This is a genomic window from Tepidiphilus baoligensis, assembly GCF_012911495.1.
Classification (GTDB): Bacteria; Pseudomonadota; Gammaproteobacteria; order Burkholderiales; family Rhodocyclaceae; genus Tepidiphilus; species Tepidiphilus olei.
Window position 1 is genome coordinate 20,051 of sequence record NZ_JAAAUB010000001.1, and the last position, 23,456, is coordinate 43,506.

The 23,456-nt window shown below is 63.6% G+C and carries 35 protein-coding genes, 1 tRNA gene and 1 pseudogene; 25 read left to right on the top strand and 12 right to left on the bottom strand.

The features are described 5' to 3' along the window. From rplB to rplQ, 25 genes are all read left to right on the top strand, one after another. On the top strand, positions 1–828 hold the full coding sequence (gene rplB, locus GV368_RS00110) for a 50S ribosomal protein L2 (RefSeq protein WP_142803764.1): 828 nt from the start codon (positions 1–3) through the stop codon (positions 826–828). Positions 829–838: 10 nt separating this feature from the next. Further along, a complete protein-coding gene (gene rpsS / locus GV368_RS00115; protein WP_142803763.1) occupies positions 839–1,114 on the top strand; it encodes a 30S ribosomal protein S19 in 276 nt (91 codons plus the stop codon). 18 nt (positions 1,115–1,132) lie between these two features. Continuing rightward, positions 1,133–1,462, top strand: a complete 330-nt coding sequence (gene rplV, locus GV368_RS00120) for a 50S ribosomal protein L22 (RefSeq protein ID WP_028874993.1) — start codon at positions 1,133–1,135, stop codon at positions 1,460–1,462. Between the two features lie 9 nt (positions 1,463–1,471). After that, positions 1,472–2,257 (top strand): 30S ribosomal protein S3, encoded by a 786-nt coding sequence (gene rpsC / locus GV368_RS00125; RefSeq protein WP_142803762.1) that lies wholly within the window; start codon positions 1,472–1,474, stop codon positions 2,255–2,257. Next, positions 2,235–2,654, top strand: coding sequence for a 50S ribosomal protein L16 (gene rplP, locus GV368_RS00130; RefSeq protein ID WP_142803761.1), 420 nt, complete (start codon positions 2,235–2,237; stop codon positions 2,652–2,654). The genes rpsC and rplP overlap by 23 nt, the downstream gene beginning before the upstream one ends. Then, on the top strand, positions 2,654–2,848 hold the full coding sequence (gene rpmC / locus GV368_RS00135) for a 50S ribosomal protein L29 (protein WP_142804237.1): 195 nt from the start codon (positions 2,654–2,656) through the stop codon (positions 2,846–2,848). Before rplP ends, rpmC begins: the two co-directional genes overlap by 1 nt. After that, positions 2,845–3,117, top strand: coding sequence for a 30S ribosomal protein S17 (rpsQ, locus tag GV368_RS00140; protein WP_142803760.1), 273 nt, complete (start codon positions 2,845–2,847; stop codon positions 3,115–3,117). The genes rpmC and rpsQ overlap by 4 nt, the downstream gene beginning before the upstream one ends. Positions 3,118–3,276: 159 nt before the next feature. Beyond that, positions 3,277–3,645, top strand: a complete 369-nt coding sequence (gene rplN, locus GV368_RS00145) for a 50S ribosomal protein L14 (protein WP_142803759.1) — start codon at positions 3,277–3,279, stop codon at positions 3,643–3,645. Positions 3,646–3,654: 9 nt separating this feature from the next. Then, on the top strand, positions 3,655–3,972 hold the full coding sequence (rplX, locus tag GV368_RS00150; protein WP_142803758.1) for a 50S ribosomal protein L24: 318 nt from the start codon (positions 3,655–3,657) through the stop codon (positions 3,970–3,972). Between the two features lie 9 nt (positions 3,973–3,981). After that, the gene (gene rplE, locus GV368_RS00155) at positions 3,982–4,521 is read left to right on the top strand and encodes a 50S ribosomal protein L5 (RefSeq protein WP_142803757.1); all 540 of its coding nucleotides are present in this window, start codon (positions 3,982–3,984) and stop codon (positions 4,519–4,521) included. A 7-nt stretch (positions 4,522–4,528) separates the two neighbouring features. Continuing rightward, entirely contained in the window at positions 4,529–4,834 is a 306-nt protein-coding gene (rpsN, locus tag GV368_RS00160; RefSeq protein ID WP_142803756.1) for a 30S ribosomal protein S14, read from the top strand. A gap of 12 nt (positions 4,835–4,846) precedes the next feature. Further along, complete coding sequence (gene rpsH / locus GV368_RS00165) at positions 4,847–5,242, top strand: 30S ribosomal protein S8 (RefSeq protein ID WP_169114491.1); 396 nt, start codon at positions 4,847–4,849, stop codon at positions 5,240–5,242. Between the two features lie 11 nt (positions 5,243–5,253). Continuing rightward, positions 5,254–5,787, top strand: a complete 534-nt coding sequence (rplF, locus tag GV368_RS00170; RefSeq protein ID WP_169114493.1) for a 50S ribosomal protein L6 — start codon at positions 5,254–5,256, stop codon at positions 5,785–5,787. A 12-nt stretch (positions 5,788–5,799) separates the two neighbouring features. After that, entirely contained in the window at positions 5,800–6,153 is a 354-nt protein-coding gene (gene rplR / locus GV368_RS00175) for a 50S ribosomal protein L18 (RefSeq protein WP_142803753.1), read from the top strand. A gap of 13 nt (positions 6,154–6,166) precedes the next feature. After that, positions 6,167–6,691, top strand: a complete 525-nt coding sequence (rpsE, locus tag GV368_RS00180) for a 30S ribosomal protein S5 (RefSeq protein ID WP_169114495.1) — start codon at positions 6,167–6,169, stop codon at positions 6,689–6,691. A gap of 3 nt (positions 6,692–6,694) precedes the next feature. Then, on the top strand, positions 6,695–6,877 hold the full coding sequence (gene rpmD / locus GV368_RS00185) for a 50S ribosomal protein L30 (RefSeq protein WP_169114497.1): 183 nt from the start codon (positions 6,695–6,697) through the stop codon (positions 6,875–6,877). Between the two features lie 3 nt (positions 6,878–6,880). Continuing rightward, a complete protein-coding gene (gene rplO / locus GV368_RS00190) occupies positions 6,881–7,318 on the top strand; it encodes a 50S ribosomal protein L15 (RefSeq protein ID WP_169114499.1) in 438 nt (145 codons plus the stop codon). Between the two features lie 13 nt (positions 7,319–7,331). Continuing rightward, on the top strand, positions 7,332–8,654 hold the full coding sequence (gene secY, locus GV368_RS00195; protein WP_169114501.1) for a preprotein translocase subunit SecY: 1,323 nt from the start codon (positions 7,332–7,334) through the stop codon (positions 8,652–8,654). A gap of 3 nt (positions 8,655–8,657) precedes the next feature. Beyond that, the gene (infA, locus tag GV368_RS00200) at positions 8,658–8,876 is read left to right on the top strand and encodes a translation initiation factor IF-1 (RefSeq protein WP_028874977.1); all 219 of its coding nucleotides are present in this window, start codon (positions 8,658–8,660) and stop codon (positions 8,874–8,876) included. 19 nt (positions 8,877–8,895) lie between these two features. Continuing rightward, positions 8,896–9,009 carry a 50S ribosomal protein L36 gene (rpmJ, locus tag GV368_RS00205; RefSeq protein WP_028874976.1) on the top strand — a complete coding sequence of 38 codons (114 nt, stop codon included), beginning with the start codon at positions 8,896–8,898 and terminating at the stop codon, positions 9,007–9,009. Between the two features lie 54 nt (positions 9,010–9,063). After that, positions 9,064–9,429 (top strand): 30S ribosomal protein S13, encoded by a 366-nt coding sequence (gene rpsM / locus GV368_RS00210; RefSeq protein ID WP_142803748.1) that lies wholly within the window; start codon positions 9,064–9,066, stop codon positions 9,427–9,429. 12 nt (positions 9,430–9,441) lie between these two features. Continuing rightward, positions 9,442–9,831, top strand: a complete 390-nt coding sequence (rpsK, locus tag GV368_RS00215) for a 30S ribosomal protein S11 (RefSeq protein ID WP_142803747.1) — start codon at positions 9,442–9,444, stop codon at positions 9,829–9,831. A 12-nt stretch (positions 9,832–9,843) separates the two neighbouring features. Further along, the gene (rpsD, locus tag GV368_RS00220; RefSeq protein ID WP_142803746.1) at positions 9,844–10,473 is read left to right on the top strand and encodes a 30S ribosomal protein S4; all 630 of its coding nucleotides are present in this window, start codon (positions 9,844–9,846) and stop codon (positions 10,471–10,473) included. 36 nt (positions 10,474–10,509) lie between these two features. Then, positions 10,510–11,487 carry a DNA-directed RNA polymerase subunit alpha gene (locus tag GV368_RS00225; RefSeq protein WP_142803745.1) on the top strand — a complete coding sequence of 326 codons (978 nt, stop codon included), beginning with the start codon at positions 10,510–10,512 and terminating at the stop codon, positions 11,485–11,487. 24 nt (positions 11,488–11,511) lie between these two features. Beyond that, positions 11,512–11,907: a 50S ribosomal protein L17 gene (gene rplQ, locus GV368_RS00230; RefSeq protein ID WP_142803744.1), complete on the top strand. Its 396-nt coding sequence runs from the start codon at positions 11,512–11,514 to the stop codon at positions 11,905–11,907. 64 nt (positions 11,908–11,971) lie between these two features. Here the strand turns inward: rplQ and uvrA are convergent. From uvrA to GV368_RS00290, 12 genes and pseudogenes are all read right to left on the bottom strand, one after another. After that, positions 11,972–14,778, bottom strand: a pseudogene (gene uvrA, locus GV368_RS00235) (excinuclease ABC subunit UvrA). 53 nt (positions 14,779–14,831) lie between these two features. Beyond that, positions 14,832–14,904, bottom strand: a tRNA-Lys gene (locus tag GV368_RS00240). Between the two features lie 188 nt (positions 14,905–15,092). Continuing rightward, entirely contained in the window at positions 15,093–16,517 is a 1,425-nt protein-coding gene (locus tag GV368_RS00245; protein ID WP_142803742.1) for an exonuclease domain-containing protein, read from the bottom strand. A 4-nt stretch (positions 16,518–16,521) separates the two neighbouring features. Further along, a complete protein-coding gene (locus GV368_RS00250) occupies positions 16,522–16,716 on the bottom strand; it encodes a DUF3460 family protein (RefSeq protein ID WP_142803741.1) in 195 nt (64 codons plus the stop codon). A 31-nt stretch (positions 16,717–16,747) separates the two neighbouring features. Further along, on the bottom strand, positions 16,748–18,208 hold the full coding sequence (gene cysS / locus GV368_RS00255) for a cysteine--tRNA ligase (protein WP_142803740.1): 1,461 nt from the start codon (positions 18,206–18,208) through the stop codon (positions 16,748–16,750). A gap of 42 nt (positions 18,209–18,250) precedes the next feature. Next, positions 18,251–18,703, bottom strand: a complete 453-nt coding sequence (gene dksA / locus GV368_RS00260) for an RNA polymerase-binding protein DksA (protein ID WP_142803739.1) — start codon at positions 18,701–18,703, stop codon at positions 18,251–18,253. A gap of 107 nt (positions 18,704–18,810) precedes the next feature. Next, positions 18,811–21,039: a RelA/SpoT family protein gene (locus GV368_RS00265; RefSeq protein ID WP_169114503.1), complete on the bottom strand. Its 2,229-nt coding sequence runs from the start codon at positions 21,037–21,039 to the stop codon at positions 18,811–18,813. A 5-nt stretch (positions 21,040–21,044) separates the two neighbouring features. Further along, a complete protein-coding gene (gene rpoZ, locus GV368_RS00270) occupies positions 21,045–21,263 on the bottom strand; it encodes a DNA-directed RNA polymerase subunit omega (protein WP_169114505.1) in 219 nt (72 codons plus the stop codon). A gap of 4 nt (positions 21,264–21,267) precedes the next feature. Beyond that, entirely contained in the window at positions 21,268–21,888 is a 621-nt protein-coding gene (gmk, locus tag GV368_RS00275; protein WP_178086714.1) for a guanylate kinase, read from the bottom strand. After that, positions 21,885–22,259, bottom strand: coding sequence for a HepT-like ribonuclease domain-containing protein (locus GV368_RS00280; protein ID WP_142809618.1), 375 nt, complete (start codon positions 22,257–22,259; stop codon positions 21,885–21,887). The genes gmk and GV368_RS00280 overlap by 4 nt, the downstream gene beginning before the upstream one ends. After that, positions 22,225–22,551 carry a nucleotidyltransferase family protein gene (locus GV368_RS11680; RefSeq protein ID WP_169114507.1) on the bottom strand — a complete coding sequence of 109 codons (327 nt, stop codon included), beginning with the start codon at positions 22,549–22,551 and terminating at the stop codon, positions 22,225–22,227. The genes GV368_RS00280 and GV368_RS11680 overlap by 35 nt, the downstream gene beginning before the upstream one ends. Further along, positions 22,548–23,399, bottom strand: a complete 852-nt coding sequence (locus GV368_RS00290) for a YicC/YloC family endoribonuclease (RefSeq protein ID WP_206673164.1) — start codon at positions 23,397–23,399, stop codon at positions 22,548–22,550. The genes GV368_RS11680 and GV368_RS00290 overlap by 4 nt, the downstream gene beginning before the upstream one ends. Positions 23,400–23,456 lie beyond the last annotated feature (57 nt).

Genomic DNA, 23,456 nt, shown 5'->3' on the forward strand with positions numbered 1-23,456 from the left:
ATGGCAGTGATCAAGATGAAACCGACTTCGCCCGGCCGTCGTGCCATGGTGCGGGTCGTCAACAAGGAACTCTACAAGGGTCGGCCGTATCCTTCACTCGTCGAAGCGATGACGCGTCTCGCGGGTCGCAACAACGCCGGACGCATCACTACCCGGCACAAGGGCGGCGGGCACAAGAAGCACTATCGCATCGTCGACTTTCGGCGTAACAAGGACAACATCCCGGCCAGGGTCGAGCGGATCGAGTACGATCCCAACCGCTCAGCGCACATCGCACTGTTGTGCTACGCCGACGGGGAGCGCCGTTACATCCTCGCGCCAAAAGGGCTGACGGTCGGCCAGACCATCATGAGCGGTCCGCAAGCGCCGATCAAGCCCGGCAATGCGCTGCCGATCCGTGCCATCCCGGTGGGAACGACGCTGCACAACGTCGAGCTCGTGCCGGGCAAGGGCGGGCAGCTCGCTCGCGCTGCAGGAACTTCGGTCCAGCTCGTCGCGCGTGAAGGTGCCTATGCCCAGGTGCGTCTGCGCTCGGGCGAAGTGCGCAAGGTGCACGTCGAATGTCGCGCCACTATCGGGGAAGTGGGCAATGGTGAGCATTCCCTGGAAAAACTCGGCAAGGCGGGGGCTTCCCGCTGGCGTGGCGTTCGTCCTACCGTACGCGGTGTGGCGATGAACCCGATCGACCACCCGCATGGTGGTGGTGAAGGGCGCACGGGCGAGGGCGGCGTGCCGCGCAGCCCATGGGGTCAGCCGACGAAAGGGTATCGCACTCGCCGCAACAAGCGCACGGACAACATGATCGTCCAGCGTCGGCACAAGCGTTAAGGGGTAAGTCATGGCACGTTCCGTCAAAAAAGGGCCGTTCGTCGATGCCCATCTGCTCAAGAAGGTCGAGCAAAGCCGCGCGACCAACGACAAGCGTCCGATCAAGACCTGGTCTCGCCGCTCCACGATCCTGCCCGAGTTCATCGGGTTGACGTTCGCGGTGCACAATGGCCGGCAGCACGTCCCGGTATTCGTTACCGAGGCCATGGTTGGACACAAACTCGGCGAATTCTCCTTCACCCGCACCTTCAAAGGGCACGCCGCGGGTAAGAAGTCTAAACGCTAAAGGTCGAGGAAACGAGATATGGAAACCAAGGCTATCGTGCGCGGCGTGCGCCTTTCTCCCCAGAAAGGTCGTCTCGTCGCCGATCTCATCCGCGGCAAACCGGTGGCGCAGGCGCTCGACATCCTCGCCTTCTGTCCGCAAAAAGGCGCGCATTTGATTCGTAAAGCGCTGCTTTCGGCCATCGCCAATGCGGAGCACAACGACGGTGCCGACGTCGATGAACTCAAGGTCAAACGCATCATGGTCGAGAAGGGCGTGGTGCTCAAGCGCTTCCGGGCGCGGGCCAAAGGGCGTGGGGCGAAGATCCTCAAGCCTACGTCGCACATCATCGTCGCGGTCGGAGAATAAGGAGCGAACATGGGACAGAAAATCCATCCGACCGGCTTTCGCCTCGTCGTCACGCGTGACTGGTCCTCGCGCTGGTTTGCCTCGAGCAAGGACTTCCCGCGCCTGCTGCAGCAAGACGCCCAGGTTCGTGGGTACTTGAAGAACAAGCTCAAGCATGCGGCCGTCAGTCGTATCGTGATCGAACGCCCGGCCAAGAGTGCAAAGATCACGATCCACTCGGGGCGTCCCGGTGTGGTCATCGGGAAGAAAGGTGAGGACATCGAGCTTCTCAGAGCGGATCTGAACCGTCGCATGGGCGTGCCGGTGCACCTCACGATCGAGGAAATCCGCAAACCCGAGCTCGATGCGCAGCTCATCGCCGAATCGGTCGCGACCCAGCTCGAGAAACGCATCCAGTTCCGTCGCGCCATGAAACGTGCGATGCAAAACGCGATGCGGCTCGGGGCGAAAGGGATCAAGATCATGACCTCCGGCCGTCTGGGCGGGGCCGAGATCGCACGCTCCGAATGGTACCGTGAGGGTCGGGTTCCCCTGCAAACCCTGCGCGCCGACATCGATTATGGTTTTGCCGAGGCACAGACCACCTACGGGATCATCGGCGTCAAGGTCTGGCTCTACAAGGGCGACATCCTGGCGCGTAATCAGGCACCGCAGGAGCCTGTCGAGCGGGAAGCTCGGCGTCCCGCGCGGGGTCGTCGTGACGAAGGGGAAGGCGCGCGTCGCGGTCGTCGCACCCGCGCCGCCAAAGCGAACGTAACTTCGGGAGTGGGCGATGCTGCAGCCGAAACGAACTAAATTCCGCAAGGTCCAGAAGGGCCGCAACAAGGGACTGGCAACGCGCGGGACCTCCGTTTCCTTCGGCGAGTTCGGTCTCAAGGCGATCGGCCGCGGACGGCTCACGGCTCGCCAAATCGAAGCAGCGCGGCGCGCCATGACCCGTCACATCAAGCGCGGCGGGCGGATCTGGATCCGAGTGTTTCCCGATAAACCCATCTCCCGGAAACCTGCCGAGGTCCGTATGGGAAGCGGGAAAGGAAACCCTGAATACTGGGTCGCCGAAATCCAGCCGGGCAAAGTCTTGTATGAGATGGACGGTGTGAGCGAAGCGCTGGCCCGTGAGGCGTTCGAACTCGCCGCCGCGAAGCTGCCGTTCAAGACCGTCTTCGTCACCCGCAAGTTGGGAGCGGCATGATGAAAGCAAAAGACATGCGTGAAAAGAGCGTCGACGAGCTCGAGAAAGAATTGCTCGAGTTGCGCAAGGCGCAATTCTCGCTTCGTATGCAACAAGCGACGCAGCAACTGACCAATACCGCGGCGATGCGTGCTACCCGGCGCGATATCGCGCGGATCAAGACCCTCCTGCGGGAAAAAGGGGTGCGTAAATGACCGAAGAAATGCAAAACAAGACCCGGCAGCGCATGGTTGGACGCGTCGTGAGTACCGCTCGGGCCAAGACGGTCGCCATATTGGTCGAACGTCGCGTGGCGCATCCCCTCTATGGGAAGATCGTCACCAAATCGCGCAAATTCCATGCGCACTGCGAAGATCCGGAAGTGGCGCTCAACGATGTCGTCGAGATCGAAGAGTGCCGTCCGATTTCCAAGACAAAAACCTGGAAGGTCGTCCGGCTCGTGTCCAAGGCACGTCTTGCCTGATTCGCCCTTGCAATTTTCTGCCGCATCGGTTATAGTGCTGGACTCTTGCCCCGTCGCAAGGCGGGGCACTTCGTTTTCCTTCGTCGCTTGAGCCGTGTGCGCGCCGAAGGTGTTTGAGTCCAAAACTGTCCGCTCTAGCGGTATAAGTTGGAGATTTTCATGATCCAGATGCAGACCCTCTTGCAGGTCGCCGACAATAGCGGCGCGCGCAAGGTCATGTGTATCAAAGTGCTTGGGGGCTCCAAGCGCCGCTATGCCAACGTCGGCGACATCATCAAGGTGTCGGTCAAGGAAGCGGCCCCGCGCGGGCGCGTCAAGAAAGGCGACGTCTATAACGCCGTCGTCGTTCGCACCGCCAAAGGGGTGCGCCGTCCCGACGGTTCGCTCATCAAGTTCGATGGCAACGCCGCCGTGCTGCTCAACAACAAGCTCGAGCCGATCGGTACGCGTATTTTTGGCCCTGTTACGCGTGAATTGCGTACCGAGCGATTCATGAAGATCGTCTCGCTCGCCCCCGAAGTCATCTGAGGTGTCGCAATGAAGAAGATCCGTAAGGGCGATCAGGTGATCGTGATCGCCGGCAAAGACAAAGGGCGCCGGGGGGTAGTGACGCGCCGCGTCAGCGACGAAAAAGTCATCGTCGAGGGGATCAATCGCGTCAAGAAACACGTGCGCCCCAATCCCTTGCGCGGAATCGCAGGTGGGATCATCGAAAAAGAGATGCCTATCCACATCTCCAACGTCGCGCTATTCAATCCGCAGACCCAGAAAGCCGACCGGGTCGGGATTCGGGTGCTCGAAGATGGCCGTAAAGTGCGCTTCTTCAAGAGCACCGGCGAAGTGGTGGACGTCTAAGGAGCGAACATGGCCCGGTTGCTACAACAGTACAAAGAAAAGGTCGTGCCCGAACTCGTCAGCAAGTTCGGCTACAAGTCGATCATGGAAGTGCCGCGCATCACCAAGATTACGCTCAACATGGGCGTAGGTGAGGCCGTGGCCGACAAGAAAGTCCTGGAGAATGCCGTCAAGGATCTGGCGGCGATTTCGGGGCAAAAGCCCGTGATCACCAAGGCGCGCAAATCGATCGCCGGTTTCAAGATCCGCGAGGGGTACCCGATCGGATGCAAGGTGACGCTGCGCGGCGCTCGGGCATACGAATTCCTCGATCGGCTCATTTCGATCGCTCTGCCCCGCGTGCGGGATTTCCGCGGCGTTGGCGGCAAGGGGTTCGATGGTCGTGGCAACTTCAACCTGGGTGTGCGTGAGCAGATCATCTTTCCGGAGATCGAGTACGACAAGGTCGATGCGCTGCGCGGCATGAACATCACCATCACGACCACGGCGAAAACCGACGAAGAGGCCAAGGCGCTGCTGGCCGCGTTCAAGTTTCCCTTCCGGAATTGAGGCTGACATGGCAAAGAAATCGATAATCAATCGCGAGGAAAAACGTCGCAAGCTGGTGGCCAAGTACGCGGCCAAGCGCGACGCTCTGCTCGCCAAAATACGGGACATGAGTCTGTCCGAAGAAGAGCGCATGCAGGCGCGCCTCGAGCTGCAGCAACTGCCGCGCAACGCCAGCCCCACTCGGTTGCGGAATCGTTGCGCGATCACCGGCCGTCCGCGCGGAACTTTCCGTAAATTCGGTCTGAGCCGAAACAAGTTGCGTGAAATGGCTTTCCGCGGCGAAGTCCCCGGCATGACCAAGGCGAGCTGGTAAGGGAGTCCGAAGATGAGCATGTCTGATCCGATCGCCGATATGTTGACGCGCATTCGCAATGCGCAAAAGGCGGAAAAGCCTACCGTCGAGGTTCCTGGCTCCAAGCTCAAGTCCGCGATCGCTCGCGTATTGCACGAAGAGGGCTACATCGATGGGTTCGAGGTGCGTCAAGAGGGGCCGAAGTCGACCCTGGTATTGAAGCTCAAGTATTACGCCGGTCGCCCCGTGATCGAACACATCGAGCGGGTGTCGCGTCCTGGTTTGCGCATCTACCGTTCCGTCGCCGACTTGCCCAAGGTCATGAACGGTCTGGGAGTGGCCATCGTGTCTACGCCCAAGGGGGTGATGACCGATCGTGCCGCCCGCAAGGCGCAAGTTGGTGGCGAAGTGCTCTGTTACGTCGCCTGAGGGAGATCGAGATGTCGAGAATCGCAAAACAACCGATCGAGGTTCCGGGTGGCGTCGAGGTCACGATCGACGGCAGCCGCGTCGCGGTCAAAGGTCCGCTCGGCGCGCTCGAGTTCTCGTTCAATTCCGCCGTGCGCATCGTCCGGGAGGGCAACGTGCTGCGCTGCCAGGGCGACGAGAAGACCCCCGGCAGCGTTGCTCAAGCCGGTACTGCGCGGGCCATCCTCGCCAACATGGTGCATGGGGTCGCGAAAGGGTTCGAGCGGCGCCTTACTTTGGTCGGAGTGGGTTACCGCGCACAGCTGCAGGGTAACAAGCTGAATCTCTCGCTGGGCTACTCGCACCCGATCGAGCACGAGCTTCCTGCGAGTATCAAGGCCGAAGTACCCCAGCCGACCGAGATCGTGCTCAAAGGGGCCGACAAGCAACAACTCGGCCAGCAAGCCGCCAAGATCCGCGGTTACCGTCCGCCGGAGCCTTACAAGGGCAAGGGTGTACGCTATGCGGATGAAATCGTGGTCTTGAAAGAGACCAAGAAGAAATAAGGGCATTCGATCATGAACAAGAAACTTGCACGTCTGCGCCGTGCCCGCAAAACCCGGGCGAAGATCGCGCAGCTGAAAGTGCCGAGCCTCACGGTTTACCGTTCCAACTCGCACGTCTACGCGCAGATCATCTCCCCGTGCCGTTCACGCGTGCTCGCTGCCGCGTCTACGCTCGACAAGGAGCTGCGCGACAAGGTGAGCAACGGGGGTAACAAGGCCGCTGCGGCGCTCGTGGGTCGTGCCATCGCCGAGAAAGCCAAGGCGATCGGCATCGAGACGGTCGCGTTCGACCGCTCGGGATATCTCTATCATGGTCGCGTGCAAGCCTTGGCTGAGGCCGCGCGCGAAGCCGGGCTCAAATTCTGATACGGGAAAAGCGATGGCCAGGAATCAGCAAGACAAGCGCCGACCTGCGGAAGAGCGGCAGGACGAGCTCAATGAAAAGATGGTGTCGATCAACCGCGTCAGCAAGACCGTCAAGGGTGGGCGCATCCTGAGCTTTGCGGCGCTGACGGTCGTCGGCGACGGCGACGGTGGCATCGGCATGGGTAAGGGTAAGGCCCGTGAGGTACCGGTCGCGGTGCAAAAGGCCATGCAGTCGGCCCGTCGTGACATGGTCAAGGTGCCTTTGAAAAACGGCACCATCCAGCATACCGTGATCGCCAAGCACGGTGCTTCCACGGTGATGATGAAGTCGGCTCCTCCGGGTACCGGAATCATCGCCGGCGGTGCCATGCGCGCGGTGTTCGAGGTGATGGGCGTCAAGGACGTCATCTGCAAGATCGTTGGCTCGACCAACCCGTACAACGTGGTGCGCGCCACGATCAAGGGATTGACGGCCACACGCCGTCCTTCCGAGCTTGCCGCGAAGCGCGGCAAGTCCATCGAAGAGATCACGGAGTGAGCCATGGCGAACGACAAAGTCAAGGTGACGCTGGTCAAGTCTTTGATCGGCACGCGTAAGGATCATCGTGCCACCGTGCGTGGGCTCGGCTTGCGTCGGCTCAACCACACGGTCGAGCTCGCCGACACCCCTCAGGTGCGTGGCATGATCGCCAAGGTGTCTTATCTCCTGAAGGTCGAGGGCTGACAAATGCAACTCAACACCATCAAACCGGCCGATGGGGCCAAGAAAGCGAAGAAGCGGGTCGGCCGCGGCATCGGTTCCGGTCTGGGCAAGACCTGCGGCCGGGGACACAAGGGCCAGAAATCCCGCTCCGGGGGCTTTCACAAAGTCGGCTTCGAGGGCGGTCAAATGCCGCTTCAACGCCGTCTGCCCAAGCGTGGTTTCGTCTCGCTCACGGCTGGCGAAGTCGCCGAAGTGCGCCTCTCCGACCTCGAGCGGATCCCGGTCGACGACATCGACCTGGTCGTACTCAAGCAGGCGGGCGTGGTGCCGCGCGCTGCCAAGGCGGCCAAGGTGATCCTGGCCGGAACGATCACGCGCAAGCTCATCCTGCGGGGAATCGCGGCCACCAAGGGGGCCAAGAGCGCCATCGAGGCGGCCGGCGGCACCCTCGTCGAATCCTGAGTAGGGAAACGTCGTGGCCAAAGCGACCCAACACGCGACGGTAGGGAAATTTGCCGACCTGAAACGGCGTCTCTGGTTCTTGCTGGGGGCGCTCGTCGTTTATCGGATCGGGGCGCACATCCCTGTTCCGGGCATCGATCCGGCCAAACTTGCCCAGCTCTTCCAGACGCAAGGTGGCGGGATCCTGGGGGTGTTCAACCTCTTCTCCGGCGGGGCGTTGTCGCGCTTCACGATCTTCGCGCTCGGGATCATGCCGTACATCTCGGCATCGATCATCGTGCAGCTCATGTCCTACGCCTTCCCTGCGCTCGAGGCGCTGAAAAAAGAAGGCGAGGCGGGTCGGCGCAAGCTGACGCAGTACACGCGCTATGGTACCTTGGTGCTCGCGCTCGCGCAGGGCTTGGGAATCGCGGTCGCCCTCGAATCCCAGCCCGGGTTGGTGCTCGAACCAGGATTGATGTTCCGTTTCGTCACCGTGGTGACGCTGGTGACCGGCACGATGTTCCTGATGTGGCTCGGTGAGCAGATCACCGAACGGGGTATTGGGAACGGCATCTCTCTCATCATCTTTGCCGGGATCGTCGCAGGGTTGCCTCAGGCGCTGGGCGGGCTCTTCGAGCTCGTTTCGAGCGGGGCGATGCATCCTTTCTCCGCCCTCTTCGTCTGCGTGCTGGTGTTGCTGGTGACGGCCTTCGTCGTCTTCGTCGAAAAAGGTCAGCGGAAAATCCTGGTCAATTACGCCAAGCGACAGGTGGGCAACAAGATCTATGGGGGTCAGAGTTCGCATCTGCCTTTGAAGCTCAACATGGCCGGTGTGATCCCGCCGATCTTCGCCTCGTCCATCATTCTTTTCCCCGCCACGCTGGCGCAGTGGTTCGGGTCGGGCGATCGCTTCATCTGGTTGAGAGACCTGGCTGGAGCGCTGTCGCCTGGGCAGCCGGTCTATATCCTGCTCTATGCCTTGGCGATCGTCTTTTTCTGTTTCTTCTACACCGCCCTCGTCTTCAATGCCAAGGAGACGGCGGAGAACCTGAAGAAGAGCGGTGCGTTCGTGCCAGGCATTCGGCCGGGCGAGCAGACGGCGAAGTATCTCGACCGCGTGTTGATGCGACTCACGCTCGCCGGGGCGATCTACATCACGCTCGTGTGCTTGATCCCCGAGTTTCTCATCCTCGAGTGGAACGTGCCCTTCTATTTCGGGGGGACGTCGCTACTCATCATCGTGGTCGTGACGATGGATTTCATGACGCAACTGCAATCCTATGTGATGTCGCACCAATACGAGAGTTTGCTCAAGAAGGCGAATTTCACGTCTGGCGCGTTGCGGAGGAAGTAAGGCATGGCCAAGGAAGACGTCATCGAAATGCAGGGTGAAGTGATCGAGACGCTGCCCAACGCCACCTTCCGCGTGCGTCTGGAAAATGGTCACGTCATTCTCGGTTATATCTCGGGCAAGATGAGAATGCACTACATCCGCATCCTGCCCGGAGACAAGGTCACGGTGCAGCTCACCCCGTACGACCTGACGCGCGGGCGCATCGTATTCCGTTCCAAGTGAAGAATCCAGGGAGAGCTCCATGAAAGTCCAAGCCTCAGTGAAGCGGATCTGCCGCAATTGCCGCATCGTGCGGCGCAAGGGCGTGGTGCGGGTCATTTGTAAAGAAGCGCGCCACAAGCAGCGTCAAGGTTGAACCTTGGGCGCGAATCTTTTATACTTGAGAATTTCGTTTTTGGGGTGATTGCAGATGGCCCGTATCGCAGGGGTGAATATCCCCAACCACAAACACACCGAGATCGCGCTCACGGCGATCTACGGCATCGGTCGTTCCCGTGCCCGCAAGATTTGCGAGGCCGCAGGCATCCAGCCATCGGCCAAGGTCAAAGATCTGACGGACGCCGAGCTCGAGCGCTTGCGCGAGGAAGTCGCCAAATACAAGGTCGAGGGCGACTTGCGGCGTGAGATCACCATGAACATCAAACGCTTGATGGACTTGGGTTGCTATCGCGGCATGCGCCATCGCCGGGGGTTGCCCGTGCGTGGACAGCGTACTCGCACGAACGCGCGTACCCGCAAGGGGCCGCCCAAGACCATCGCCGGCAAGAAGAAATGATGAGGTCACTCCATGGCTAAAACTACGACGAAGGCCCGACGTAAAGTCAAAAAGAATGTTGCGGAGGGCATCGCGCACATCCACGCGAGTTTCAACAACACGATCATCACGATCACCGATCGGCAAGGCAACGCGCTTTCCTGGGCCTCGTCCGGTTCGGCGGGTTTCAAGGGCTCGCGCAAGAGTACCCCGTTTGCCGCCCAGGTGGCGGCCGATGCGGCAGGCAAGGCAGCCCAGGAATGTGGCATCAAGAGCCTTGAAGTGCGTGTGCAAGGTCCTGGCCCAGGGCGTGAATCGTCGGTGCGGGCGCTTGCCGCGCTCGGCATCCGCATCGCCAGCATACAGGATGTAACGCCGATTCCGCACAACGGCTGCCGTCCGCCCAAGAAACGTCGGATCTAACAGGAGTCGAACGTGGCACGTAATCTCGATCCCAAGTGCCGGCAGTGCCGGCGGGAAGGCGAAAAGCTCTTCCTCAAAGGGGAAAAATGCTTCACGGACAAGTGCGCGATCGAGCGTCGCAGCTATGCACCCGGTCAGCACGGTCAAACCTCGGGGCAGCGCTTGTCCGAATACGGAAAACAGCTGCGTGAGAAGCAAAAGATCCGTCGGCTCTACGGCGTTTTGGAGATGCAGTTCCGTCGTGTCTACGCCGAAGCGGCTCGCCGTCGCGGCCAGACGGGCGAGAACCTTCTGCAACTCCTCGAAGGCAGGCTCGACAACGTCGCTTATCGCATGGGTTTCGGCGCCTCACGCGCCGAGGCGCGCCAAGTCGTGCGCCACAATGGCGTAATGGTCAACGGTCGCCGGGTCAACATTCCTTCTTACCTCGTTCGTCCGGGCGACGTGGTTGAGCTCACCGAAAAGGCCCGCGCCCAGCTCCGCGTGAAGGCTGCGCTGGAAGCGGCGGCGCAACGTGGTTTCCCCGAGTGGATCGAAGTCGACGTGCAGGCGGGCAAGGGGGTGTTCAAGGCCTATCCGCAGCGCGCCGAGCTTTCGCCCACGCTCAACGAAAACCTCGTGGTCGAACTCTACTCGCGATAAGCCCCTCGCAGCGGCGAGAAACAGAGGATAGCATCGATGTCTTTGGAAAGCCTGCTGAAACCGCGCAGCATCGACGTGGAAAATCTGTCGCCGGTGTTGGCGCGCGTCACGATGGAACCGTTCGAGCGCGGCTTCGGCCATACGTTGGGCAACGCGCTGCGGCGCGTGCTCCTGGCTGCGCTTCCCGGTAGCGCTCCTACCGAGGTGCGGATCACTGGCCTGTTGCACGAGTATTCGACGATCGAAGGGGTGCGCGAAGACGCCGTCGATTTGCTGCTCAATCTGAAAGGCGTCGTGTTTCGACTGCACGAACGTGAAGATGCGACCGTGCGCCTCGAAGCCGTGGGGCCGAAAGTGGTTCGCGCGGCCGACATCCAGTTGGGCCATGGCGTCGAAGTCATCAACGGGGATCACGTCATCGCCCACGTCGAAGAAGGCGGGCGCCTCGAGATGGAAATCCGTGTCCAACGAGGCCGAGGTTACGTTCCGGCCTCCGCGCGCAAAACCGAGGGCGATCGTGCGATCGGTCATATCCTGATGGACGCCTCCTTCAGCCCGGTGCGTCGGGTCGCCTATACCGTCGAGAGCGCCCGGGTCGAGCAGCGTACCGACCTCGATCGTCTGGTCCTCGAACTCGAGACGAACGGCTCGATCGATCCCGAAGAGGCGATTCGCTATGCCGCACGCGTGCTGGTGGACCAACTCGCCGTCTTTGCCGATCTCGAAGGACGCCAGCCCAGTGCACGCTCCGAGAGCGGCGCAGCGATCGATCCGCTGCTGTTGCGCCCCGTCGACGATCTCGAACTCACGGTCCGCTCGGCCAATTGCCTCAAGGCCGAGAACATCTACTACATCGGTGATCTGATCCAGCGCACCGAACAGGAACTCCTGAAAACCCCCAACCTCGGTCGCAAGTCGCTCAACGAGATCAAGGAAGTGCTCGCAGCGCACGGGCTGACGCTGGGGATGAAACTGGAAAACTGGCCTCCGCCCGGTTTGGAAAAACTCGGCTGACGGATAACGCACGAGGAAAGAAAAATGCGTCACGGAAACGGATATCGCAAGCTCAACCGCACGACGAGCCATCGTCAGGCGCTGATGCGCAATCTCGCCAACGCCCTGCTGCGCGAGGAAGTCATCAAGACGACTCTGCCCAAAGCCAAGGAACTGCGCCGCTTCGTCGAGCCGCTCATCACGCTGGCGAAGAAACCGACGCTGGCCAATCACCGGCTCGCCTTCGCTCGCCTGCGCGATCGTGAGATCGTGCTCAAACTCTTCAACGAAATTGGCCCGCGCGTGCAAAATCGTCCAGGTGGGTACACCCGCGTGCTGAAGTTCGGCTACCGCGATGGTGACAACGCGCCGATGGCGATCATCGAGCTCGTCGATCGGGCGGGTAGCGAAACGCAAGCTGCACCGCAAAACGCAGGCTGATCGCCCTTTCCTTTCAGGGAAGAATGATGGACGCCGCATCCATTCGAGGGTGCGGCGTCCGTTTTTATCCCGCCGAGCCGATCCGCTCGGCGAGGTAGCGTCCGGTCACGGAATCGGGGTGGGCGGCGATCACCGCGGGGGTGCCGCAAGCGACGATTCGGCCGCCTGCTTCGCCCGCTCCTGGTCCCAGGTCGATCACCCAGTCGGCATGGGCGATTACGTCGAGGTGATGTTCGATCACCACCAGCGTGTTTCCGCGATCGCGCAGCGCGAACAGCGCGGTGAGGAGCTGTTCGACGTCGACCCAGTGCAGCCCCGTGGTTGGCTCGTCGAGCACGTATAGCGTTCGTCCCGTGTCGCGGCGCATCAACTCCGCAGCCAATTTCAAGCGCTGCGCTTCTCCCCCCGAAAGCGTCGTGGCCGGTTGGTTCAAGGGTAAGTAGCCCAGCCCCAGCGACTGCAGAATCTCGAGCTTGCGCCGCAGCGTGGGGTGCGAGCCGAAGGGATGTAGCGCTTCCTCCACGGTAAGGGAGAGGGATTCGTGGATGTTCAGCCCGCGGTAGCGGATCTCCAGCGTCTCACGGTTGTACCGCTTTCCGCTGCAGGCTTCGCAGGGTAGATAGACGTCGGGCAGAAACTGCAAGTCGATGCGCCGATATCCTTCACCTTCGCATACCTCGCAGCGCCCCCCTCTCAGGTTGAAGGAAAAGCGGGCGGCGCGGTAGCCGCGCATGCGTGCTTCGGGTGTGGCGGCAAAGAGTTCGCGCAACCCATCCATGATGCCAGTATAGGTTGCCGGGTTGAGCGCGGCGTACGGCCGATCGGCGATTGATCGACGACGATCAGCTTGTCGATCGCCTCTAGACCCGAGGCTCCCGTACACGGGGCGCGGCAGGGGCGCCCCGAGAGGTGATCGCGCAGGATGGGAACCAGCGTGTCCTCTACGAGCGAGGATTTTCCCGAACCGGAGACCCCGGTGACGACCACGAGGCATCCCAGGGGGATCTCGACGTCGATTCCCTGCAGATTGTGGGCGTGGCAGCCTTGCAGCCGTAGCGTGGGCCTGTCTTCTTCGCAAGGGAGAGAACGATGCGGCACGTGCAAGGGGCGTTGCAGATAAGGGGCGGTTCGCGAGCGCGGCGAAGCGAGCAGCGCTGACAGCGACCCGGAGACGAGAATCTCACCTCCCTCACGTCCAGCACCCGGGCCGACTTCCACTACGTGATCGGCACGGCGAATCGTCGCTTCGTCGTGTTCGACCACGACGACGGTGTTGCCCAGATCGCGCATCTCTTCGAGCGTACGCAGCAAATCGTCCTGATTGCGCGGATGTAGCCCGATGGAAGGTTCGTCGAGTACGTAGAGCACGCCGGTGAGTCCCGAGCCAACCTGACTGGCGAGCCGGATGCGCTGCGCCTCTCCGCCGGAGAGCGTGTGCGATGCGCGATCGAGACTCAGGTAGGAGAGCCCGACTTGCAGCAGGAAGCGGAGACGCGAGCGGATCGCCCCGATCGTCATCTCGGCCACGGGATGCGTTCCGCACACGGTGGCGATGCGTTCGATCGCACTCGCACAGTCCGACAAGGGAAGTGCCGTGAGCTCCGGCAGACTCATGCCCGCCACGCGTACCGCCCGGGCAAAAGGTTGCAAGCGGCTACCACCACAGGTGGGGCAGGGGCGTTCCTGCCAAGGGAGATCCAGAGCCTTCTCTCTGCGTCCCCTTTCCTCTTCGGGGTGGTGGCGCCGTTGCAGGTAGGAGACCCAGCCTTCGAAAGGATGAGACTTGAGCACCATGCGGCTGCGATCGAGCGGGTAGCGGAAAGGGATGGGTTCCTCGCCCGAACCGAAGAGTAAAACCCGTCGCACCGGTTCCGGCAGCCCGGACCACGGGGTGTCGAGGGAGAAACCATAATATGCCGCCAAATCCTCCAGAAGCCGCGCCGAGAAGGCGTTGCCGAGGTCGAGACCGGGCAATGCACCCTCGCGCAGGCTGCGCTCGGATGCTGGTAAGCGCTCCGCGTCCAGTTCCCATCGCCGCCCCGTTCCCTCGCACGTGGGGCAGGCGCCTGCCGGATGGTTGAAAGAGAAGAGCTGCGGCTCGAGCGCCGGGGCCGTGAAACCGCAGCGGGGGCACGAAGGGGTGACGACGAAAGTCAGTTCTTCCCCTTCGTCGAGATCGCGCACGAAGCAGCGCCCATGCCCCATCTTGAGCGCCAGTTCGAGCGAATCGGCGAGCCGCGCCCGCGCCTCTTCCCGTACTCTCAAGCGGTCGATCACCAGTCGAGGCGCGTCGGAGGGGGCATCTTGCAAACCATCGAGCTCGACGAATTCGCCACCGGTTTCGATGCGGGTGAACCCTTGTGCTTTCAGGGAGGCGAGCGCGGCCCGCGGTTCGGTATCGAGCACGAGGGGCGAGAGGAGGGCGATGCGTCGCTGCGGCAGAGTGTGCAATAAAGACTCGATGAAGTCGCTCATCGAGCGGTGCGTCAGAGCCTCCTCGGGATGTTCGGGGCAATACGGCGTGCCCAGCCGAGCGAAGAGTACGCGCAGATAGTCGTGGATTTCGGTGAGCGTGCCCACCGTCGATCGTGGGCTGGGCGAAAGCGTCTTCTGCTCGATGGCGATCGCCGGCGAAAGCCCTTCGATCGCGTCGACTTCGGGCCTCGGCAGCTGATCGAGAAACTTGCGCGCCTGGGCGGAGAGCGATTCGACGTAGCGCCTTTGGCCTTCGGCGTATAGCGTGTCGAAGGCGAGCGAAGATTTACCGGAGCCCGATACGCCCGTGATGACGATCAGTTTTCCTCGAGGCAGGTCGAGATCGACGTTTTTGAGGTTGTGGGTGCGCGCACCGCGGATGCGGATCAAAGCCATGGGTCGACGGCTGCGATGCGATGAAAGTGCGCACGGGAATCGCGCGTTGGAGATGGGTCGTGCAGGATTCGAACCTGCGACCAACGGATTAAAAGTCCGCTGCTCTACCGGCTGAGCTAACGACCCGTCGAAGAAGTAGCAATTATAGAAAATCTATGGGGCGGCTGTCAAGTTTTCCTCGTCACGTTCCTCTGAAGACGCAGATCGCCGTCCCTTTCGGGGAAATCGCGCTTGCCCTATACCGGGATGGCTCGAATAACCTACTGCGCGGTTGCATGGCGGTGTTGCGGTAGGGGTAGAGCCGAAAGGATCGCCTAGCTGAGCGGCTGCGGGGCCGTGGTGGCGAAGGCGTGCGCCAGGATGCGGTAGAGGTCGGGGTCGAACCGGCGGGGGCGTTCGAGCGCGGCGGTGAGTTCTTCGGGCGTGGGGTCATGGTCGAAGCGCGCGAGCAGGCACCAGCGGTCGGCGATGAGGGTCATGCGGCGCTCGCGCTCGGGGTCGTGTTCGGTGAGCCGTACCGGGCCGGCATAGGGCCAGGGGGCCGGCGGGAGGGGGGCGAGCGCGGCGCGCAGGCGCGCGTCGTGCACTTCGGGGGATTCCTTGCCGGCGCAGGCGCCGAGGCATTGCTTCATTTGGTGGGCGAGGCAGGGGCCACGGCGCAGGGGTTCCAGCCCCAGGCGCTGGGGGCAGAGGGCGTGGGCGCGGGCGATCTGGCGCAGGGCTTTTTCGGCCTGCTTGCGCTCGGGAAAAAGGCCGTGGGTATGGCCGAGCCAGTCGGCCGGATCGGTGCCAGCCAGGCTGCGATAGCCGACCACGGGGCCGCGCGGCTTGGGTTCGGGGAGCGGCTCGATCGCCCAGGCGCCGCGTTCGCGCAGTTGCCGGTTGTAGAGGGGTTTCAGCCGTTTGATGAGCTCGGCTTCGAGGAGTAGCGCTTCGAGCTCGCCGGCGGTCTCGAGCCAGTCGAGACGGCGGATCTGGCGGGCGATCTCGGCTTCCGTGCCGTGGTGCTGCGCCTGGGAGAAGTGGTCGAGCACGCGGCTTCGCAGGCGTTTGCTCTTGCCGAGGTAGAGCGGCAGGTCGTTTTCTCCGTACATGAGGTAGACGCCGGGCACGTCCGGCAGGGATTCGAGCACGCCATCGGCGAGCCCCGGCGGGCGGCTGGGCCATTGCATGGCCTTGCGTTTGGCAAGCAGCAGGGTTTCCGGAGGAAACTCGCGCTGCACGAGGTCGAGGAATTGGGCGAGCACTTCGGCGTCGCCCATGGCGCGATGGCGGGCGCTGCAGCTGAGGCCGTGGCGCTCGATGAGGCTGTCGAGACCGTGTTTGTGGTATTGCGGGTAGAGGGCGCGCGAGAGCTTGACGGTGCAGAGCACCGGGGATTCGAAGGCGAACCCACAACGGCGGAAGGCTTGGCGCAGGAAGCCATAGTCGAAGCGGGCGTTGTGGGCGACGAGCACGGCGTCCGCGAGCCGCTGCAGGAGTTCGGGGGCGAGCGCCTCGAAGGGGGGGGCGTCGGCGACCATGGCGTTGGTGATGCCGACGAGCCGCTCGATGAGCGGGGGGATGGGGACGTCGGGGCGCACGAGGCTTTGCCAGCGCTCGACGAGGTGGCCGCCCTCGAAGCGCAGCAGCGCGATCTCGGTGATGCGGTCGCGCTCGGGGTGCGCGCCGGTGGTTTCCAGGTCGAGGAGGACGTAGCGCTCGGCAAGCGGGGCGGCGGTCGCGACGTCTTCGGGCATGAGTTCAGGCGTGATGGGCGGAGTCGGCGTCGTAGTAGTACGGGTACGTTGGAACCTCGGCGCGGCGGAATTGTTCCGTGAGCTCGGGATCCTGCGGTTTGTCCCACCACAGTGCCCGGCCTTTGCGGCGCTCTTCGATCTGTTCGGGGTGCTTGGCGAGCCAGTCGCGGATGAACTTGGTGTGTTCGGATTCGTACATGGGGGTGCTCCTCGTAGGGCGCTCTGTCTGTCTATGAAAGCGCACGGCGCCAGGTGGTGCCGCTCGCGGTGTCTTCGATCTGGATGCCGGCTCGCTTGAGCTCGTCGCGGATGGCGTCGGCCCGGGCGAAATCGCGGGCGCGGCGGGCGGCGGCGCGCTCGGCGATCAGCGCTTCGATGCGTTCTTCGCTGAGGGTTTCTTCCCCTTGGGCGGGCAGGCGCCGACGCCAGGATTGCGGCGTATCGGTGAGCAGCCCCAGGAGCTCGGCGGCGGCGAGGAATTCCCGCTTGCGCTCGGGGGTCGGGTCTTTGCGCAGCAGCGCGGCGGTTTCGTGCAGGAGCGCCAGCGCCTGGGGGGTGTTGAGGTCGTCGGCGAGGGCGGCGACGAACTCGGGCGCGGCGCCGAGCCCGTGCGGCAGCGCATCAGCAGTGAGCGCGGCACGTCGCTCGGGGGAGAGCTCCAGGCGTTCGGCCGCGGCCTGGGGGTCGAGCGGGGCGGCGGGAACGGATTCGGTGAGCGCGAGGGTGGTGTAGAGCCGGTCGAGCGCGTGCAGCGATTGTTCCAGTAGCTCGGGGGTGAAGTCGAGCGGTTTGCGGTAGTGGCCGGAGAGGAGCGCATAGCGCAAGACTTCGCCGGGGGTGTGTGCGAGGAGCTCGCGCACGGTGCGGAAGTTGCCCAGGGATTTGGACATCTTTTCGCCGTGAATGGTGAGGTAGCCGTTGTGCACCCAGTAGCGGGCGTAGATGTGCCCGCCGTGGGCGCAGGTGCCTTGGGCGATCTCGTTTTCGTGGTGGGGGAAGATGAGGTCCTGCCCGCCGCCGTGAATGTCGATGGTCTCGCCCAGGTGGGTCTCGATCATGGCGGTGCATTCGATGTGCCACCCGGGGCGGCCGCGGCCCCAGGGGCTGTCCCAGCCGGGAAGTTCGGGCGGGGAGGGTTTCCACAGTACGAAGTCGGCCGGGTCGCGCTTGTAGGGGGCGGGTTCGATGCGCGCGCCAGCGATGAGTTCCTCGCGCTTGCGTTTGGAGAGGATGCCGTAGTGGGGGTCGGACGGGACGTGGAAGAGCACGTGCCCTTCGGCGACGTAGGCGTGGCCCCGCGCGATGAGCCGCTCGATGAGGGCGATGATCTGGGGGATGTGGTCGGTGGCGTAGGGCTCGACCGTGGGCGGCAGCGCATTGAGCCGGGCGACGTCTTCGTGGAAGGCGCGCGCGTAGCGCTCGGCCAGTTCCCGGATGGGCACGCCTTCGGCTTGGGCCGCGGCGTTGATCTTGTCGTCGATGTCGGTGATGTTGCGGGCGTAGACGACGTTGGGGTAGAAGAGCCGCAGCAGGCGGAAGAGGGTGTCGAAGACGACCACCGGCCGGGCGTTGCCGATGTGGATGTAGTTATAGACCGTGGGGCCGCAGACGTACATCGTCACCCGAGCGGGGTCGAGCGGCTCGAAGCGGCGTTTGTCTTGCGTGAGCGTGTCGTGCAGGAATAGCGCCAACGGTCTCTCCGGCGGGGGTCGGGAACGAAAGGAGGCGGTGGCTCAGCCGCCTTGCAATTTTTCCATGCGCTCGTGCCGTTCCTGCGCTTCGAGGCAGAGGGTGGCGGTGGGGCGGGCGAGCAGTCGCCGAAGGCCGATCGGCTCGCCGGTTTCTTCGCACCAGCCGTAGGTGCCTTTCTCGATGCGCTCGAGCGCCTCGTCGATCTTCTTCATGAGCTTGCGTTCGCGGTCGCGCACGCGCAGCTCGAGCGCTTGTTCTTCCTCGATGGTGGCGCGGTCGGTCCAGTCGGGCGTGACTTCGTTCTCCTGCTGGAGCGCTTGCGTGGTTTCGGCGGCTTTTTCCAGCAGCTTGCGCTTTTCTTCGAGCAGGAGATGCTTGAAGAATTTGAGCTGGCGCGGCGACATGTATTCCTCTTCGGGCATGGCCAGCAGCTCCTCCACCGTGGGGATGTCGTCGTCTTCGAGGGTTTCTTGCGTCATGCTGGTCGTATTCATCGTTCCTCTCCGGTGTGCCTCGGGTGGTGTCGGGCGTGGGGATTGTAATGGGCTTGGCGCGGCTTGGGAAGAGTGGAGGGGCGTAAGCGTGATCGCTCGGCTTGGGTTCAGGTGCGCTGGAGTCCTTTCTGGGCGTCGAGGTCGCGCTGTAGGCGCACGACTTCGGGCACGCGGCGGATCGCGCGCATGATGCGGGCGAGGTGGATGCGGTCGGCGACTTGGAGGGTGAAGGAGATGGCGAGATATAGTCCCTGATGGGCTTCCATCTGTACGGCGAGGATGTGCCCGTGCTCGGCGGCGATTCCCGCGGTGATGCGCGCGAGCATGCCGACGGCGTCGCGGGCGAGCACGCGCAGGCCCACTTCGAAGCGGGTGGTTTCGGGGCGGTTGGGGTCCCAGTCGACGTCGATCCAGCGCCGCTCGCCACCCTGGCGGCGCAGGCGGGGGCAGTCGTGGCGATGGATCTCCAGCCCTTGCCCTTTGCTGAGGAGGCCGACGATGGGGTCGCCGGGCAGGGGATGGCAGCAGCGGGCGAAAACGACGGCTTGGCCCTCGTCGCCGCGGATGAGCACGGGGCCGGAGGCACGGGGTTTGAGGACGCCGGGACGGCCGGATTCGAGGTCTTGCGCGTGGGTGAGCTCTTCGGCGATCTGCGCCGGGTTGAGGTGCCCCAGGCCGATGTCTTCGAGGAGTTGTTTCTTGCTGCGGCCGGTGTGCTGGCGCAGGAGGCGGTCCCAGGCGAAGACGCTGATCTGCCCCAGCGTGAGGCCGCGCGGGCGCAGTGCCTGGTCGAGCATGCGTTCGCCGAGCGAGACGGCTTGCTCGTTTTTCTGGTGGCGCAGGAAATGGCGGATCTCGGCGCGGGCCTTGGCGGTACGTACGTAGTTGAGCCAGGCGGGGTTGGGACTGGGATAGGAGGATGTGATGATCTCGACCCGGTCGCCGTTATCGAGCTCGGTGCGCAGCGGCATGAGCTCGCCGTTGATGCGGCAGGCGATGCAGCGGTGGCCGACGTCGGTGTGGATGGCGTAGGCGAAATCGACGGGGGTGGCGCCGCGTGGCAGGGCGAAGATCTCGCCGCGCGGGGAAAAGACGAAGACTTCGTCGGGATACAGGTCTATTTTGAAGCTTTCGAGGAAGTCGCGCGCTTCGGGGTCGTTCGATTGCAGTTGCACGAGCGATTGCAGCCAGGCGTGGGTCTGGCGTTCGAAGGCGTCGACGCGCTCGCCGGCATCCTTGTAGATCCAGTGGGCGGCCACGCCGTCTTCGGCGAGCCGGTGCTGGATCTGGGTGCGTACTTGAATTTCGACGGGAATGCCTTGCGGGCCGATGACGGTGGTGTGCAGCGACTGGTAGCCGTTGGGCTTGGGCAGCGCGAGATAGTCCTTGAATTTGCCGGGCACCGGCTTGAAGGCGGCGTGCAGCGCGCCGATGGCGAGGTAGCAGCTTTTTTCGTCGGGCACGACGATGCGAAAGCCGAAGAGGTCGAGCACCTGCTCGAAACGCAGGTGCTTGGTGCGCATCTTCTGGTAGATGGAGTAGAGATGCTTGCGTCGGCTGCTGATCTGGGCCTGGATCCCCCAGACGACGAGTTGGCGTTCGATGAGCGCGCGGATTTTGTCGAGGAGTTCGTCGCGTGCCCCGAGCGCGGCTTCGACGGCGTGCGCGAGTACGGCATGGCGCCAAGGGTGGCGGTGCTGGAAGGCGAGATCCTGGAGTTCGCGGTAGAGCGTGTTGAGCCCGAGCCGGTTGGCGATGGGCGCGTAGATTTCGAGGGTTTCTTGGGCGATGCGGCGGCGCTTGGCGGGGGCGACGGCGCCCAGCGTGCGCATGTTGTGCGTGCGGTCGGCCAGCTTGATGAGGATGACGCGCAGGTCGCGCGCCATGGCGAGCAGCATCTTGCGGAAATTTTCCGCTTGGTTGTCTTCGAGGCTCTGGCTCTCGAGCTGCTCGATCTTGGTGAGGCCATCGACGAGCTCGGCCGCCACGGGGCCGAAGTGGTGCGCGAGCTCGCTCTTGCGGATATGGGCGTCTTCCATCACGTCGTGCAGCAGCGCGGCGATGATGGCGGAGGCGTCGAGCTTCCAGTCGGCGACGATGGAGGCGACGGCGATGGGATGGGTGACGTAGGGCTCGCCGCTCGCGCGCTTCTGGCCTTGGTGCGACCAGGCGGCGAAGCGGGCGGCGGCGTCGATGCGCTCGACTTCGGCGGGGGGGAGGTAGCCGAGGAGCTTGTCGCGCAGGGCGCCGTAGCTTTCGGGGGTCTCGACGTCGACGAACGGCGCTTCCGCCGAGGGGGCTGCAGTGGGCTGGCAGGCGGTCTCGGCGGTGGGCATGGCGGTCAGTTCTGGGCGCGTTCGAGGATGTCGCGGCCGACCTTGCCGGCGGCGATCTCGCGCAGCGCGATGACGGTGGGCTTGTCCCGCTCGCGCCCCCGGTCCAGGGCGATGAGGGGCTCGGCGCCGATGGAGAGCTGGCGCGCGCGGGTGGCGGCGGCGAGCGTCATCTCGAAGCGGTTGGGGATGTGCTTGAGGCAGTCTTCGACGGTGATGCGGGCCATGGGGTCATTCCTGTAGGAGTTGGGCGAAGTAGGCGGCGTGGCGGCGCTTTTGCACCGGCAGCCGCAGGCGCGCGGCGCGTACGACGGCGGTGAGCTCGTCGATGGCGCGCTCGAGCCGGTCGTTGATTATAACGTAGTCGAATTCTTCGACGTGGCGCATTTCCTCACGGGCGGCGGCCAGGCGCCGGGCGATGGTGGCTTCGCTGTCGGTGCCGCGACCGCGCAGTCGGGCTTCCAGCGTTGCGATCGAGGGCGGCAGGATGAATACGCTCACGGCTTGAGGGAATATCCGCCGCACCTGGCGTGCTCCCTGCCAGTCGATTTCCAGCAGCACGTCGCGGTCTTGCTGCAATTGGTCTTCGATCCAGGTACGGGAGGTGCCGTAGTAGTTTCCGTGGACTTCGGCCCATTCGAGAAGTTCGCCGCGATCGCGCAGGCGCAGGAATTCTTCTCGGCCGATGAAGCGGTAGTCGCGCCCGTCGATTTCGCCCGGCCGAGGGGGGCGGGTGGTGTAGGAAATGGAGAGGGCGAGCCCCGGTTCGCGCTCGAGCACGGCGTGTACGAGGGTGGTTTTGCCGGCGCCCGAGGGGGCGGTGACGATGTAGAGGGTGCCAAGGGGGATCATGGATTGCGTTCCGCCAGTTCGTTCAAGACTGCCTCCAGCGCGGGAATCAGCTCGGGTAGATCATGTTCGACGATGGAGGCGATGATTTCCAAATCGACGTCGAAGTATTCGTGGATGATGCGGTTGCGCGTATCGGCGATGTCGCGCCACGCGATGGCAGGGTGGCGAATACGGGTGGCCGGCGTGACCTGGCGGGCGGCTTCACCCAGGATTTCGAGGAGGCGGGCCAAGGCCAGGGCAGTTTCGTCTTCCGGCAGAAGGTCGGCGATCGGTTTGCCCCGAGCCAGCTCGAGTGCGCGTCGAGCCGCATCCAGCATGTGGCGGATGCGGGCGGTATCATCGAGTTTGGGGCGACTCGGAGGGCGCTTCATATTGGATCCGGGCGGTGCGCAGCACTTCGTCCCGAAAATATCGACTCAGGCTGCGGGGGGTGTGGAGATCGACCGGTCGTCCGAGCAAGCGGGAGAGCTCGCGTTGCAGGCGTGCAAAGGCGAAGCCTGGGGTGCGGCCGGGTTGAAATTCGACGAGGACGTCGATGTCGCTGGTAGGGCCGAAATCGTCCCGAATGGCAGAACCGAAAAAAGCGAGCCGACGCACGTGGTAACGACGGCAGAGGATGTCGAGCTCGGTTTCCGGGAAATCGGCTAGCGGCTGCTCGTTCATTCGAGGTTCTGCACTTGTTCGCGAATCTGTTCGATGAGCACTTTCATCTCGAGCGCGAGGCGCGACAGCGCCAGGCTGCCGGCTTTGGCGGCGAGCGTATTGGCTTCGCGGTTGAATTCCTGCAGCAGGAAGTCGAGCCGTTTGCCGACGGGGCCGCCGCGGGTGAGCGTGCGTTCGAGTTCCTGGAGGTGGGAGGAGAGGCGGTCGAGCTCTTCGGCGACGTCGAGGCGCTGGGCGACGAGGGCGACTTCCTGCTCCACGCGCTGGGGATCGGGCGTCTGGCCGAGCGCTTCGAGCGCTTCGAGGAGCTTGCGGCGCTGGGCCTCGACGGCTTCGGGCGCAAGCGCGCGGGCGCGTTCGACGAGCTCGGCGATGGCCGTGGCCCGTTCGCGGATGGCGGCGGCGAGCGCCTCGCCCTCGCGGGCGCGGTGCGCGAGGAGTTCGGCGAGCGCCGCTTCGAGCAGCTCGAGCAGGCGCCGCTGCGTTTCCTCGGGATCGAGCTCGGCTTCGCGCACCACGCCGGGCCAGCGCAGGATCTCGCCCACCGTGAGGGAGGCCGCTTCGGGCAGATGCCGGTGGATTTCGGTCTGGGTGAGGGCGAGCGCCTGCAGGGCGACGGCGTCGAGCGTGAGCGCCGCTTGCACGGGCGCGCTTTGCACTTCGAACCGGCATTCGATCTTGCCGCGGGCGAGCGCCTTTTGCAGGCGTTCACGCAGCAGCGGCTCGAAGGAGCGCCAGTCCTCGGGCAGGCGGAAATAGAGGTCGAGGAAGCGTCCGTTGACGCTGCGCAGTTCGAGGCGCAGGAGCCGAGCGCCGATTTGGGTTTGCGCGCTGGCAAACCCTGTCATACTGTGTATCATTGAGTGATTCCACGCTTCGTCCGAGGCGGTTTATCATACCCGGTC